We start from the raw sequence: 14,022 nt of genomic DNA, 5'->3' as shown, positions 1-14,022 counted from the left end.
GGCCGCGCCATGTCGGTCCAGGGAAAACGGCCTCAAGCAGCGCAAAGCGCGATAGGCCAAGAAAGGAAACTTTGATGCGCGCTGTTCTGTCCAAAACGCCTGGCGGCCCCGAAACCCTGGTCGTGGAAGACGTGCTCGACCCGACGCCCAAGGCGGGCGAGGTGATCATCGAGGTCAAGGCGGTGGGGATCAACTATCCCGACACCCTGATCATCGAGGACAAATACCAGTTCCGGCCCGAGCGGCCCTTCTCGCCGGGCGCCGAGGTCGCCGGCGTGGTCGAAGCGGTGGGCGAAGGGGTCAAGGGCGTGCGCAAGGGCGACCGGGTCATCGCCGTGCCGGGCTGGGGCGGGCTGGTCGAACGGCTGGCGGTGCGGGCCGAGACGGTCATCCCCATCCCCGACGCCATGAGCTTCGAGGAGGCGGCGGCCCTGATCATGACCTATGGCACCAGCTATTATGCGTTGAAGGACCGCGCCAACCTGCAGCCAGGCGAGACCCTGCTGGTGCTGGGCGCGGCCGGGGGCGTCGGCGCCGCCGCCGTCGAACTGGGCAAGGCCATGGGCGCGCGCGTCGTCGCCGCCGCCTCGACCAACGACAAGGTCGAGTTCGCGCTTGAACTGGGCGCCGACAACGGCCTGATCTATCCGTCGGGACCCATGGACAAGGCGGCGCAGAAAGAGCTGTCCGGCGAGTTCAAGCTGGCGACCGGCCGCGACGGCGCGGACGTCGTTTATGACGCAGTCGGGGGCGACTACGCCGATCCGGCGCTGAGGGCCATGGACTGGAACGGGCGCTATCTGGTGGTCGGCTTCCCGGCGGGCATTCCGTCCCTGCCGCTGAACCTGACGCTGCTGAAGTCGGTGTCGGTGATCGGGGTCTTCTGGGGCGCGGCGGTGATGCGCAATCCCAAGGCCCACGCCGCCAACATGGCCGAACTGATGCAGATGTACGCCGACGGCAAGATCAGGCCGCGCGTGTCCAAAACCTTCCCGCTGGAAAAGGCCGGCGAGGCGATCAAAGCCCTGGGCGACCGTCAGGCGCTTGGCAAGATCGTGGTGACGGTCGAGAGCTGAAGGACGGACCGCTACCACTTTCGTCATCCCAGGGCTTGTCCCTGGGATCCATAATCCCGGTATTCGCCGACTCCGCACGATGCGGACGCACCGGGCGTATGGATCCTCGCCACAAGGGCGAGGATGACGGATTCTAAAATCGCCAAGCGAGGCTGATCGTCATTTCGCCTTCAGCCGCTGCACCGCGTCCTCGGCCTGGTCGCGGTGGCGGCGTTTGATGTTGGCGCCGACCAGGGCCAGCAGGGCGGTGATGACGGCTGCGTCGTCGGTATAGCCGATGCCCGCGAAGATGTCGGGAATGGCGTCCACCGGCATGACGAAATAGGCCAGACCCGCGAAGATCATGCCCTTGGCCGCCATCGGCGTCTGCGGATCGCGCGCGGCGTACCAGGCGGCCAGGGCCTGGTCCGCAAAAGGGATGCGGGCGGCCGTGCGCTGGATCTTGGGCCAGAAGCCCTTGGCCACGCGGGCCTCGTTGATCTTCACCACCGACGGCACGAGCGCCTTTTTCGGGTCCAGGATATCCGATGGATCGGCGGGTTTGGCTTTGGCGGTCATGGCCGCTAAATCCTCAAACGAAACTCAGGTTCACGACAATATAGGAACGATCAGGATGAAACTCGACAACACCATCGCCGCAGTGGTCACCGGCGGCGCCTCGGGCCTGGGCGAAGGCGCCGCGCGCGCCATCGCGGCGACGGGGGCCAAGGTCGCCCTGTTCGACCTGAACGCCGAAAAGGGCGAGGCCATTGCGGCCGAGATCGGCGGCGTCTTCTGTCAGGTGGACGTGACTGACGACGCCTCGGTCGCCGCCGCCTTCGAAAAGGCCCGCGCCGCCCATGGCCAGGAGCGTCTGACCGTCAACTGCGCCGGTATCGCTACGGGCCAGAAGACCGTCTCGCGCAAGAAGGACACCGGCGAGATCAATGCCCACGACATGGCCCAGTTCGAGCGCACGGTGCGGGTCAACCTGTTCGGCACCTTCCGGGTCCTGTCGCAGTCGGCGGCGGGCATGGTGACCCTGGAGCCGATGGCGGACGGCGAGCGCGGCCTGATCGTCAACACCGCCTCCGTCGCAGCTCAGGACGGCCAGATCGGCCAGGCGGCCTATTCGGCGTCCAAGGGCGGCGTCTATGCGATGACCCTGCCGATCGCGCGCGATCTGGCCCAGGAAGGGGTGCGCTGCAACACCATCCTGCCCGGCATCATGTGGACGCCGATGATGGCCGGCATGGACCAGAAGATCCAGGACGCCCTGGCCGCCGCCATCCCCTTCCCCAGCCGCCTGGGCACGCCGGCCGACTATGCGTCGCTGGTGCTGGAGCTGGCGCGAAACGTCTACATCAACGGTGAATGCATCCGTCTGGACGGCGGGATTCGTCTGGCGCCGCGCTAAGGCGCGGGGGGCGTGAGCGGGACTTGATCGCTTTTTGCAAATTCTCTCTTGCAGGACCGATCAACCCTCCGCTATACGCCCCCTCCTCGACGGGGAGCGCACCTAGCTCCTACGGAGTGCGGGCGTAGCTCAGTGGTAGAGCACAACCTTGCCAAGGTTGGGGTCGAGAGTTCGAATCTCTTCGCCCGCTCCAAGTCGAGACGAATAAAATCAGGGGCCTGTCGGTTGCGGCAGGCCCCGATTTTTTGCCCGCCGCCCGAGATGTTTTCAGATCAGTCCGGCGACGAGCGTCAAAACGCCCAGACCGATCGACAGCGGTGCCCGCAGCGCCAGCCAGCCCTCGGGCGTCAGACCGGCCGCCTTCAGCTTCAGATCGACCAGGACGCTGGCGGCGATGAAGACGCCCAGCACGACCAGCGACACGGCCGGGTCGGAGCCCGCCGCCCAAACGACGCTGGTCGCCAGCGCGAGAAGCGAGGGCGCCACAGAGGCGATCCAGACCCATTTGGGCGCCTTCAGGCCCGTCGCGGCCGCCAGTCCCCACCAGACGCCGCCCAGAAAGCTGAAGATCAGGGCGGCGTAGGCATAGGCCAGGCCGAGGGCGGCGGTCTGCTGGTCCGCGTCGCCTGCAAGAAGGACGACGACCGCCGCCGCCTGGGGCAGCAGGCCGGCGAAACCCAGTATGCGGGCGATCGGCGGCAAGCGATGTCGGCCGGTGGGTTCAATCGTCATCGGACACCTGTCGAGGCGGGTTGCGATCCAGACTGTAGAGGACGCCCGTATAGGATGGCGAGCCCGTTCGCCGTCGCCGAGAGCCGTCGACCGTCATGACCCCCTTGCTTGTCTGGTACGATGGCGGCTGTCCCCTGTGCCGACGCGAGATCGCCCTGATGCGTCGGCTGGATCGACGCGGCGCGATCCGATTCGTCGATGTGTCGGACGGGCAGACGAACTGCCCGCTGGATCGCGAGACGCTGCTGGCGCGATTCCACGCAAGGGAGAATGGCAGGCTGTTGTCAGGTGCGGCGGCGTTCGCGGCGATGTGGCGGGCGATCCCGCTGTTGCGACCGCTGGGCCTGGCCGCACGCATCCCCTGGGTCCTTGCGGCGTTGGAGAGGGCGTACCGGGTGTTCCTGCGCCTGCGTCCTCGACTTCAGTCTCTCGCTCGCAAATGGGCCCGGTGATGGAAATAACGCATGTCCGTGCTTAGGCTGGTGCTGGGCGATCAGTTGTCGGACGACCTGTCGGCGCTGAAGGATCTGAACCCGGACGTCGACACGGTTCTGATGGCCGAGGTTCGCGACGAGGCGACCTATGTCCGGCATCACAAGCAGAAGCTGGCCCTGGTGTTCGCCGCCATGCGCAATCACGCCGAGCGGCTGAAGGGGCGGGGCGTCAAGGTGCGCTATGTGCGGATCGACGATGCGGACAACAGCGGCTCCATCACCGGCGAACTGGCCCGGGCGCTGGACGACGGCGCTCATGAAACGGTGGTGATGACCGAATGCGGCGAGTGGCGGCTGGCCGAGCATCTGGCCGCCTTTGCGGAAGGGGCGGGGCGACCGGTCGAGATTCGCGAGGATCGCCGCTTCATCAGCAGTCACGACCGTTTCCGTCGCTGGGCCTCGGGCAAGTCGCAGCTGCGCATGGAGTTCTTCTATCGCGAGATGCGCCGCGCGACCGGCATCCTGATGGACGACGATCAGCCGGAGGGCGGGCGCTGGAACTATGACGCCGAGAACCGCAAGAAGCTGGCCAAGGGCGTGACGCCGCCCGATCGCCTGCGCATCCCGCCCAACGCCGTGGCGCACGAGGCGATGGCGGATGTGGAGCGGCTGTTCGGCGACCATTTCGGATCGCTGGACGGGTTCGGCTGGGCCACGACGGCGGACGAAGCGAAGACGACGCTGCAGCACTTCCTGAAGGATGTCCTGCCCTCATTCGGGGACTGGCAGGATGCAATGGCCGAGGGTCAGCCCTGGATGTGGCACGGGCTGATCTCGACCTCGATCAACCTGGGCCTGCTGGACCCGCTGGACGTCTGCAAGCGCGCCGAGGCGGTCTATCGGGCGGGCAAGGCGCCCTTGAATGCGGTCGAAGGTTTCATCCGGCAAATCCTGGGATGGCGCGAGTTCGTGCGCGGCATCTACTGGCTCAAGGCGCCGGAGTATCGGGCGCGCAATTTCCTGGATGCGGACCGCAAGCTGCCCTGGTTCTACTGGTCCGGTGAAACCGACATGGCCTGTGTCGCCGACGTGGTGAAGACCACGCGCGACAACGCCTACGCCCACCATATCCAGCGGCTGATGGTGACGGGCAATCTGGCCCTGCTGCTGGGCGTGCATCCCGATCAGGTCGATGACTGGTATATGTGCGTCTATGCCGACGCCTATGAATGGGTGGAGATGCCCAATACCCGCGGCATGGCCCTGTTCGCCGACGGGGGCATCGTGGGGTCCAAACCCTATGCCGCCTCCGGGGCCTATATCGACCGGATGAGCGATTATTGCGGGGCGTGTCGCTATGACGTGAAGAGCAAGAGCGGCGACGCGGCCTGTCCGTTCAACCGGCTGTATTGGGGCTTTCTGGAGCGCAACCGCGGCCGGCTGCGGGACAATGTGCGGCTGGCCATGCCCTACCGCACACTGGAGAAGTTCGGTGAGGCCAAGCGCAAGGCCCTGGCGGCCGAAGCGGAGGCGTGCCGGACCCTGTTGGGCGCGACGCCGATCGAGTGCCGGTGGAACCACAAGCGCAGCGCGACCATTTGCCTTGCTGTTTCGTCCTGCTCGAAGAGGTCGCTTCCGTGATCCTGCCCCGCCGTTCCGCCCTTGTCCTGGCCGCCGCCGTCGCGGCCTCGGCCCTGTCCGCCTGCGCCTATAACGAAGCCCTGGGCCGCAATCAGTTGCTGCTGGTGGACAACGCCGCCCTGTCGCAGCAGTCGACGGCGGCCTGGCGCGAGGCCATCGTCAAGCCAGGCGTGATGACGACCGGCGCGCAGGTCGACCGGATTCGGCGCGTCGGCGACCGTCTGGTCCAGGCGGCGGGTCTGGGCGGTCGGACCTGGGACTATGCAGTATTCACGGAGGCCAGCCCCAACGCCTTCGTTTTGCCGTCCGGCCAGATCGGCGTGACGACCAGCCTGTTGGCCCTGGTCCAGAATGACGACCAGCTGGCCAGCGTGATCGGTCACGAAATCGGGCACGTCGTCGCCAACCATGCGGCCGAGCGCGCCTCGAACCAGACGGTGACCAGCGTCGGTCTGGCGGCCCTCGGCGGGGCGGCGGGTCGATATGGAGATGCGGTCAACGCCTATGGCGGTCTGGCCGCCCAGTACGGGCTGCTGCTGCCCTATTCGCGGCGCGACGAGCTGGAGGCCGACCGTCTGGGCGTGGACTATATGGCCGGGGCCGGTTTCAAGCCGTCGCAGGCGGTGGCGCTATGGCGACTGATGGCGGCGCAGCGTCAGACCCAGACGCCGCAGTTCGCCTCGACCCACCCGTCGGACGCGACCCGGATCGAGGCGTTGCAGCAGTATATCGCCAGCCGCGGCTGGAACTGATCAGACCCGGATGTCGAGGTAGGAGCCGGGGCGCATGATCCGCGGCTCCTCGCGCTGGGCCGGGACGGGGGGCGCCTCCACCGGCCGGGCCGGGTTGGCGGTTCGGATCGTGGACATGACGGCGGCGGCCGGGACCGGCGGCTTGGGCGCCGCAGTCTGCTCCACCGCGTTCTGGTTCAGGGCAGCGCGGAAGAACGCCGCCTGGGCGCTTCGGGCGCTTGGCAGGTCAAGGCCCGGGGCGGGCGTGTTCAGCGGCAGGCCGGGACGAATCGCGCTCATGCCGACATGGTTAACGCAAACCCTCGAAAAAGGGTTAACGCCGCCTCACCGCTTGGTCGGCGCGGGACGGGGCGGGGTCTGCATGGAGGCGACCAGTCGGTCGATGTCGGCGTCGTCCAGCAGCGGGCCGGACTGTTTGGCGGTGATGCGCCCCAAGGCGTCGACGGCGAACGTCTCGGGCACGCCGGAGATGCCGAGGTCGAGGCCCGCCCGACCTTCGCGATCCACCAGTACCATCGAATAGGGATCGCCGAGTTCGTCGAGGAAGGCGCGGGTGGCGACCGGCTCGTCCTTGTAGGCGATGCCGACCACGGCGACGCCGCGCGCCTTCAGCGCCAGCAGCTTGGGGTGTTCGATCCGGCACGGCGCGCACCAGGAGGCGAACACATTGACCAGCATGGGCCGACCGACGCCGGCGGTCTTCAGGTCCAGATTGCCCGGTCCCGCCTGGTCGCCCGACAGCAGGGGCAGGACCGTCTCGGGGATGGTCTGGCCGACCAGGGCGTCGGGCTTGAACGCCGGGTCGCGCTTCAGCGACCAGCCGACGAACAGGGCCGCCAGCGCCGCGAGCACCGCCAGCGGGATCAGGGCCAGCCAGCGGTTCATTTTTGTTGTCCTAACGCGCTTCGCGCTGCTTGAGGACGGGTTGAGTCTGCCGCTTCTGACGAGAGAGCTTGGTCTGCTTCCAGCCGGGCAAGTTCGCGCTTCCACTTGCGGGAGGCGATGACGGCGCGGACGGTCAGGACGATCAGCACCAGGGCGCTGACGCCCCAGGCGGGCCAGACGAACGCGGCGTAGGGGGTCATGTCGAGGTCGAGCATTGCGTCAGGCCTCCTGAGCCAGACGGGCGCGCAGGGTCATGACGCGGCGGCGGCGGATCTCGGTGCGGATGGCGGTCAGCCACAGGGCCGCGAACAGAACGCCATAGGCCGCCAGCATGGTCAGGAAGGGCGGCAGATAGACGGGGTCCAGCCCCGACGATCCGGGGGTCAGGAAGCTGGCGGGCTGATGCAGGGTGTTCCACCAGTCGACCGAGAATTTAACGATCGGCAGATTGATCAGGCCGACCAGGCCCAGGACGGCGGCGGCGCGTCCGGCCTTTTGCTCGTCGTCGATCGAGGCTCTCAGCGCCATATAGCCGAGGTAGAAGAGAAACAGCACCAACACGCTGGTCAGGCGCGCGTCCCACACCCACCAGGTCCCCCACATCGGCTGGCCCCACAGCGAGCCGGTGAACAGGGCCAGGGCCGTGAAGGCCGCGCCGGGCAGGGCGGCGGCGCGGGCGGCGGCGTCGGCCAGGGCGTGGCGGAAGACCAGCGCAAAAAAGCTGGATACGCCCAGCGCGGCATAGGCGCCCAGGCCCAGGGTGGCGGCAGGCACGTGGACGAACATGATCCGCACCGTGTCGCCCTGCTGATAATCGGCCGGGACGGTGAAGCTGAGCCAGGCGCCGACGCCCAGCAGCACGGCGGCGAGCCCCCACAGAACGGGCGTCAACGGGCCGGTGAAGGCCATGAAGCGCTGCGGATTGGACAGGCCGAACATCAGTTCAGCGCTTACGCGGCGAAGGGACGGCGGGCAAGCTCACCCTTGCGCGTTGCGAACGGCGGCGGCCCCGGCGAAGGGGGCGACGACGGCGGCGAACAGGACGTAGGCGCAAAGCAGAGCCAGCGCCGGGCCGACCGGCTGGCCCGATCCGGCGCGCTCCAACGCCCCGGCGCCGAAGACGACCGGCGGAATGAACAGCGGCAGAACGACGACGGCGATCAGCAGCCCGCCGCGCCTGGCGCCCAGCGCAAGGGCGGCGCCCAGCGCGCCGGTGAAGGCGAAGCCCGCGCCGCCGATCAGGGCGGTCAAAGCGACCAGCGGCGTCAGCGATGTGGGAAGGCCAAGCGCCAGGGCGGCGACGGGAGCGGTCAGGGCGAGCGGCAGGCCCACCGCAATCCACTGGGCCAGGGCCTTGATCAGGACGACCTGCTCCAGCGCCAGATGACCGAGGGCCAGCAGATCCAGCGCCCCGTCCTCCATGTCGCGCTCGAACAGCCGCTCCAGCGACAGCAGGGACGCCAGGGCGAGCGCCAACCAGGCCACGCCGCCGGCGACGGGGCCGAGCGTGCGCGGATCGCCGCCGGCCGCCAGCGGCAGAATGGCGGTCAGACAGGCGAAGAAGCCGCAGGCCAGCAAGGGGCCGCCGCCCCCGCCCCAGGCCAGATCCAGTTCGCGCTCAAGCAGAACGCGCGTCGCGCCGCGCAGGCCGGGCGGGCGCGGTTCCTGATCGACATCGCGGCGGCTCACTTCAGCGCCCCCAGATCGAGAGAGCGGGTCGGCAGCGGCAGGGGGTCGTGCACGGCGGCGACGATCAAGCCGTCGGCGTCCAGATGTCGCTGCATCTGTTCAGCGAAGGCTTCGCGCCAGCGGGCGTCCAGCGGCGCCATCGGCTCGTCCAGCAGCCACAGGGCGCGCGGCGATCCGACCAACCGCCCCATGGCCAGGCGACGGCGCTGACCGGCCGAAAGACGCCGGACCTCCAGGTCCAGCAGGGGCTTCAGGCCGAAGGCCGCGACGGCGTGGTCGACGCCGTACTGGGTGTGACCCAGCCAATCGCACTGAAACCCCAGCTCTTCGCGCGCGGTGCGGCCGCCCTTCAGCCCGTCCAGATGGCCGAGAAAATGGGTTTCGCGTCCACGCGCCTGTCGTTCGTCCAGCCGATTGCCGTCGCCGTCCTGGAAGGCGACCGTCCCGGCGTCTGGGCGCAGCAGGCCGGCGATCGCGCGCAGCAGACTGGTCTTGCCCGCCCCGTTTGCACCCGTCAGGGCCAGGACTTCGCCGGCGCGCAAGGTCAGGTCGAGACCGTCGAACAGTCGGCGCTCGCCGCGCGAGACGCTCAGGCCGGAGAGGGCGAGGGTGTGGATCATCGCGTTTCACCCGCCGCGCCAAATCTGCGAACCCTTCTCAATGTCCACGTCAGGGGTGTGGACACATGGACGGTGCGGCGTGGCGGGGCTATAGGCACGGTCGCCGCAGCAGGCTTTCGCCGCGCGCGCAGGGGCCCTGTGAGCCGCTGCGTCTGCCGCGCGAAGGCGCAACCGGATTGTCGGGCGGCGCTGACCAGAGGAACTCTCCATGCCGTCGATCGACAGCTTCAAGACCCGCCAGGACCTTTCCGTCGGGCGTAAGAAATACGCCTATTACAGCCTTCCCGCCGCCGAGGAAGCCGGTCTGACCGGGATTTCCCGCCTGCCGCGCTCGATGAAGGTGCTGCTGGAGAACCTGCTGCGCAACGAGGACGGCGTTTCCGTCACCGAAGACGACCTGAAGGCCGTCGCCGCCTGGGTCGAGAACAAGGGCTCGGTCGAGCACGAGATCGCCTTCCGTCCGGCCCGGGTGCTGATGCAGGACTTCACCGGCGTGCCCGCCGTGGTCGATCTGGCCGCCATGCGCGACGCCATGAGCGCCCTGGGCGCCGACGCCGCCAAGATCAACCCGCTGGTGCCGGTCGATCTGGTCATCGACCACTCGGTCATGGTCGACAATTTCGGCACGTCCAAAGCCTTCGGCCAGAACGTCGAGCGCGAATATGAGCGCAACATCGAGCGCTACACCTTCCTGCGCTGGGGCTCGTCGGCCTTCAACAACTTCCGCGTCGTGCCGCCCGGCACCGGCATCTGCCACCAGGTGAACCTGGAGAACCTGGCCCAGACCGTCTGGACCCTGGACGAAGGCAAGAAGACCGTCGCCTATCCCGACACCGTCGTCGGCACCGACAGCCACACCACCATGATCAATGGCCTGGCCGTCCTGGGCTGGGGCGTGGGCGGCATCGAGGCCGAGGCGGCCATGCTGGGCCAGCCGATTCCGATGCTGATCCCCGAGGTCATCGGCTTCAAACTGACGGGTTCGATGCCGGAAGGCACGACGGCGACCGACCTGGTGCTGACCGTCACCCAGATGCTGCGCAAGAAGGGCGTGGTCGGCAAGTTCGTCGAATTCTTCGGCGACGCCCTGCCGAACATGACCATCGAGGACCAGGCGACCATCGCCAACATGGCCCCGGAATACGGCGCCACCTGCGGCTTCTTCCCCGTCTCGGCCGCCACCATCGGCTATCTGACCGCCACGGGCCGCGACAAGGCGCGCGTCGCCCTGGTCGAAGCCTATGCCAAGGCGCAAGGCCTGTGGATCGACGAGACCTCGGAAGACCCGGTCTTCACCGACGTGCTGGAACTGGACATCTCGACCGTCGTGCCGTCGCTGGCGGGTCCGAAGCGTCCGCAGGACCGCGTCGAACTGACCACCGCCGCCCCGGCTTTCGAAACCGCCCTGACCGACGTCTTCGCCCGTCCGTCCGACGCCCCGCGCGCCGAGGTCGAGGGTGAGAAGTTCACCGTCGGCGACGGCGACGTTGTCATCGCGGCCATCACCTCCTGCACCAACACCTCCAACCCGTCGGTGCTGATCGCCGCCGGTCTGGTGGCGCGCAAGGCCAATGCGCTGGGCCTGAAGGCCAAGCCCTGGGTCAAGACCTCGCTGGCCCCCGGCTCGCAGGTCGTGACCGACTATCTGACCGACGCCGGACTGCAGAAGGATCTGGACGCCCTGGGCTTCAACCTGGTCGGCTATGGCTGCACCACCTGCATCGGCAACTCGGGCCCGCTGGATCCCGCGATCTCGAAGGCGATCAACGACAACGCCCTGGTCGCGACCTCGGTCCTGTCCGGCAACCGCAACTTCGAAGGTCGCGTGAACCCCGACGTGCAGGCCAACTATCTGGCCTCGCCGCCGCTGGTCGTGGCCTACGCCATCGCCGGCTCGATGCGGATCGACATCACCAAGGATCCGATCGGTCAGGACAAGAAGGGCAACGACGTCTTCCTGAAGGACGTCTGGCCGACCACGCAGGAAATCGCCGACATCCAGCGCAAGTCCGTCACCCCGGCCATGTTCGCCAAACGCTACAAGGACGTGTTCAAGGGCGACAAGCACTGGCAGGCCATCAAGGTCACCGGCGGTCAGACCTATGAATGGGACGACAGCTCGACGTACGTCGCCAACCCGCCCTATTTCGATGGCCTGTCGATGGACCTGACCCCGGTTCAGGACGTGGTGGAGGCCCGCGTTCTGGCCATCTTCGGCGACTCGATCACCACCGACCACATCAGCCCGGCCGGTTCGATCAAGAAGACCTCGCCCGCCGGCGTCTATCTGACCAACCACGGCGTCGAGGCGGCCGAGTTCAACAGCTACGGCGCCCGTCGCGGCAACCACGAAGTCATGATGCGCGGCACCTTCGCCAACATCCGCATCAAGAACCGCATCACGCCCGAGATCGAAGGCGGCGTGACCAAGCACTTCCCGTCGGGCGACACCATGTCGATCTATGACGCGGCCATGCGGTATCAGTCGGAAGGCCGCCCGCTGGTCGTCTTCGCCGGCAAGGAATACGGCACCGGCTCGTCGCGCGACTGGGCGGCGAAGGGCACGCGTCTGCTGGGCGTTCGCGCCGTCATCGCCGAAAGCTTCGAGCGCATCCACCGTTCGAACCTTGTCGGGATGGGCGTCGTGCCGCTGCAGTTCAAACAGGACGGCTGGCTGAAGCTGGGCCTGACGGGCGAGGAGATCGTCACGATCCGCGGTCTGTCGGACGCCAACATCGGCAAGCTGAAGCCGCGTCAGGACCTGTGGGTCGAGCTGTTCCGCCCGTCGGACGGCAAGATGGCCCGCTTCCCGGTCCGCTGCCGCATCGATAACCAGACCGAGCTGGACTATCTGCTGGCCGGCGGCGTCATGCCCTATGTGCTGCGGAACCTCGCGCGCGGCCCGGAAACCGAAGCGCCCATCGCCGCCGAATAGGTCGCGGTTCGTCCAGACAAGAAAGAGGGCCGGCGGAGCGATCCGCCGCCCCTTTTCCGTTTGCCGAATGGCGGTGGTCAGTCGGCGCTGACGACCACCAGCTTGCGGTTCACGAACTCCTTGATGCCGACATCGCCCAGCTCGCGGCCGAAGCCCGAGCGTTTGACGCCGCCGAACGGAAGCTCGGGCATGGAGGTCGTGGTGGTGTTGATGAAGACCATGCCGGTCTCGATCCGCGAGGCCAGTTTGCGGGCGCGGTCGGTGTCGCCCGAGAAGATCGAGCCGCCCAGGCCGAAGTGGGAATCGTTGGCCAGGGCCACGACCGCATCGTCGTCCTCGACCACGAAGACCTGGGCCACCGGGCCGAAGAACTCCTGATAGAAGGCCGGGTTGTCGCGCGCGACGTCGGTCAGGACGGTCGGCTCGTAGAAGAAGCCGGTGCGGTCGGCTGGCTTGCCGCCGGTCAACGCCTTGGCGCCGTGCTGGATCGCCTCTTCCACCTGCTTGGTCAGAGTCTTCAGCGCATCCTCGGACGACAGCGGCCCCAGGTCGGTGGACTCGTCCAGCGGGTCGCCCATGACGGCGGTCTTCATGCCCTCGACGAAGCCGGTGATGAAGGCGTCGGAGACCGACTTCTGGACGATGAAGCGTTTGGAGCCGGTGCAGACCTGTCCGGCGTTGGACAGGCGGCCTTCGACGCCCGCCGCGACCGCCTTTTCGATGTCGGCGTCGTCCAGCACCACGAAGACATCGCTGCCGCCCAGTTCCAGGGTGGACTTCTTCAGCATTTCGGAGGCGCGGGCCGAGACCTTGGCGCCGGCGCCCTCCGATCCGGTCAGGGCCACGCCCTGGATGCGGTCGTCGCCGATCAGTTCGGCGACCTTGTCCGAGGAGATGTAGAGGTTGGCGACGAAGCCTTCAGGCGCGCCGGCCTCACGCACCAGTTCGGCGAACCGGGCGGCGCAGCGCGGCACGATGCCCGCGTGCTTGTAGAGCACGGGATTGCCGACCGCGATGGCGGGAGCCACCACGCGGATCAGCTGATAGATCGGGAAGTTCCAAGGCTCGACCGCCAGCAGCACGCCGATCGGGTGAAACTCGACCCAGGCCTCGCCCAGTTCGCTGTCGATCTTTTCGGGCTTGAGGAAGTCGGCGGCCTTCTCGGCGTAGTAGGCGGCGATGCCGGCGCACAGATCGATCTCGCCCTGCCCCTGAGCCAGGGGCTTGCCCATCTCCTCGGCCATGGTGCGGGCCAGGTCGTCGCGGTTTTCGGTCAGAAGGCCCGACAGGGATTTCAGCACGTCGAGGCGCGGCTGGATGTCGCCCTTGGACCAATCCGAATGGAACAGGCCGTCGGCCCTGGCCAGGGCGGCCTCGACGGCGTCGTCGGTGTGTTCGGGATAGTTCTCGACCAGTTGTTCGGTGAAGGGATTGAGGGTGCGATAGGCCATGGGTCGTCCTGAAGCTTCGGTCGGATGCCCGGGGCGGCGCCGATCCGTTGTCAGGAAGGCAAACGCGACCTGTCGGCGCGGGTTGCTTGGCCGTCAGTCCGGATCGCTGAACGGCGGCGGGAGTTGGCCGGACTTGAAGAGGATGGTCGGCTCTTCGTCGTAATCGCCCATCTCAGTGTCTGCCGAGACGGCGAAGGCGACGACGCCCAGACGCAACGGCGCCAGCCGTTCGGCCTTGCGACGCGCTTCTTCGGCGTCTTTGCAGCCGACCTGGGGTTCTGCGCGCAGGGCCTTGCCCCGGCCCTGGACATAGGCCTGGACGATATAGACGGTTTCGGTTGCCATCTGCTTCCAAGCGGCCTGTTCGGCGCTCAGGTCAATCGATCAATCGAGCCTCAGTCCGTTTTCGCT

The 14,022-nt window shown here is 67.5% G+C and carries 16 protein-coding genes and 1 tRNA gene; 7 read left to right on the top strand and 10 right to left on the bottom strand.

The features are described from left to right. Nucleotides 1–74: 74 nt before the first annotated feature. Nucleotides 75–1,076: an NADPH:quinone oxidoreductase family protein gene (locus tag ABIB58_RS14920; protein ID WP_354042268.1), complete on the top strand. Its 1,002-nt coding sequence runs from the start codon at nt 75–77 to the stop codon at nt 1,074–1,076. 159 nt (nt 1,077–1,235) lie between these two features. On the opposite strand, the gene ABIB58_RS14915 is transcribed toward ABIB58_RS14920, so the two are convergent. Continuing rightward, complete coding sequence (locus ABIB58_RS14915; protein WP_265150419.1) at nt 1,236–1,634, bottom strand: YkvA family protein; 399 nt, start codon at nt 1,632–1,634, stop codon at nt 1,236–1,238. Nucleotides 1,635–1,689: 55 nt separating this feature from the next. Between ABIB58_RS14915 and ABIB58_RS14910 the strand changes: the two genes are divergently transcribed. Next, nucleotides 1,690–2,472 (top strand): SDR family oxidoreductase, encoded by a 783-nt coding sequence (locus ABIB58_RS14910; RefSeq protein WP_354042262.1) that lies wholly within the window; start codon nt 1,690–1,692, stop codon nt 2,470–2,472. A 118-nt stretch (nt 2,473–2,590) separates the two neighbouring features. Next, nucleotides 2,591–2,665 (top strand) — tRNA-Gly (locus ABIB58_RS14905). Nucleotides 2,666–2,739: 74 nt separating this feature from the next. On the opposite strand, the gene ABIB58_RS14900 is transcribed toward ABIB58_RS14905, so the two are convergent. Next, nucleotides 2,740–3,204, bottom strand: a complete 465-nt coding sequence (locus ABIB58_RS14900) for a DUF3429 domain-containing protein (RefSeq protein ID WP_354042259.1) — start codon at nt 3,202–3,204, stop codon at nt 2,740–2,742. Nucleotides 3,205–3,299: 95 nt separating this feature from the next. On the opposite strand from ABIB58_RS14900, the gene ABIB58_RS14895 reads away from it, so the two are divergent. Genes ABIB58_RS14895 through ABIB58_RS14885 form a run of 3 tightly spaced genes read left to right on the top strand, consistent with a single transcriptional unit; the run spans nt 3,300 to nt 6,031 of the window. Continuing rightward, nucleotides 3,300–3,656 carry a thiol-disulfide oxidoreductase DCC family protein gene (locus ABIB58_RS14895; RefSeq protein ID WP_354042255.1) on the top strand — a complete coding sequence of 119 codons (357 nt, stop codon included), beginning with the start codon at nt 3,300–3,302 and terminating at the stop codon, nt 3,654–3,656. 12 nt (nt 3,657–3,668) lie between these two features. After that, entirely contained in the window at nt 3,669–5,279 is a 1,611-nt protein-coding gene (locus ABIB58_RS14890; RefSeq protein ID WP_354042252.1) for a cryptochrome/photolyase family protein, read from the top strand. Continuing rightward, on the top strand, nt 5,276–6,031 hold the full coding sequence (locus ABIB58_RS14885; protein ID WP_265150411.1) for a M48 family metallopeptidase: 756 nt from the start codon (nt 5,276–5,278) through the stop codon (nt 6,029–6,031). The genes ABIB58_RS14890 and ABIB58_RS14885 overlap by 4 nt, the downstream gene beginning before the upstream one ends. Here the strand turns inward: ABIB58_RS14885 and ABIB58_RS14880 are convergent, their stop codons facing one another. The 6 genes from ABIB58_RS14880 to ccmA are packed head-to-tail and all read right to left on the bottom strand — an operon-like array spanning nt 6,032 to nt 9,225. Next, nucleotides 6,032–6,310: a hypothetical protein gene (locus ABIB58_RS14880; RefSeq protein WP_265150410.1), complete on the bottom strand. Its 279-nt coding sequence runs from the start codon at nt 6,308–6,310 to the stop codon at nt 6,032–6,034. 45 nt (nt 6,311–6,355) lie between these two features. Next, complete coding sequence (locus ABIB58_RS14875) at nt 6,356–6,916, bottom strand: DsbE family thiol:disulfide interchange protein (protein WP_265150408.1); 561 nt, start codon at nt 6,914–6,916, stop codon at nt 6,356–6,358. Next, a complete protein-coding gene (ccmD, locus tag ABIB58_RS14870) occupies nt 6,913–7,131 on the bottom strand; it encodes a heme exporter protein CcmD (protein WP_265150406.1) in 219 nt (72 codons plus the stop codon). Before ccmD ends, ABIB58_RS14875 begins: the two co-directional genes overlap by 4 nt. A gap of 4 nt (nt 7,132–7,135) precedes the next feature. Then, on the bottom strand, nt 7,136–7,855 hold the full coding sequence (locus tag ABIB58_RS14865; protein WP_161639844.1) for a heme ABC transporter permease: 720 nt from the start codon (nt 7,853–7,855) through the stop codon (nt 7,136–7,138). A 39-nt stretch (nt 7,856–7,894) separates the two neighbouring features. Next, a complete protein-coding gene (ccmB, locus tag ABIB58_RS14860) occupies nt 7,895–8,605 on the bottom strand; it encodes a heme exporter protein CcmB (protein WP_354042241.1) in 711 nt (236 codons plus the stop codon). Continuing rightward, nucleotides 8,602–9,225: a heme ABC exporter ATP-binding protein CcmA gene (gene ccmA, locus ABIB58_RS14855; RefSeq protein ID WP_354042237.1), complete on the bottom strand. Its 624-nt coding sequence runs from the start codon at nt 9,223–9,225 to the stop codon at nt 8,602–8,604. Before ccmA ends, ccmB begins: the two co-directional genes overlap by 4 nt. Before the next feature lie 208 nt (nt 9,226–9,433). Between ccmA and acnA the strand changes: the two genes are divergently transcribed. Then, complete coding sequence (gene acnA / locus ABIB58_RS14850; RefSeq protein WP_354042232.1) at nt 9,434–12,160, top strand: aconitate hydratase AcnA; 2,727 nt, start codon at nt 9,434–9,436, stop codon at nt 12,158–12,160. A gap of 77 nt (nt 12,161–12,237) precedes the next feature. Here acnA and ABIB58_RS14845 read toward each other — a convergent pair whose 3' ends face one another. Then, the gene (locus ABIB58_RS14845; RefSeq protein WP_354042228.1) at nt 12,238–13,611 is read right to left on the bottom strand and encodes an NAD-dependent succinate-semialdehyde dehydrogenase; all 1,374 of its coding nucleotides are present in this window, start codon (nt 13,609–13,611) and stop codon (nt 12,238–12,240) included. 93 nt (nt 13,612–13,704) lie between these two features. Continuing rightward, nucleotides 13,705–13,956, bottom strand: coding sequence for a hypothetical protein (locus ABIB58_RS14840; RefSeq protein WP_055807296.1), 252 nt, complete (start codon nt 13,954–13,956; stop codon nt 13,705–13,707). Nucleotides 13,957–14,022 lie beyond the last annotated feature (66 nt).

The sequence above is a fragment of the Brevundimonas sp. UYEF29 genome, from assembly GCF_040546195.1.
GTDB lineage: Bacteria > Pseudomonadota > Alphaproteobacteria > Caulobacterales > Caulobacteraceae > Brevundimonas > Brevundimonas huaxiensis.
This window is presented reverse-complemented; position numbering and strand designations above follow the sequence as displayed.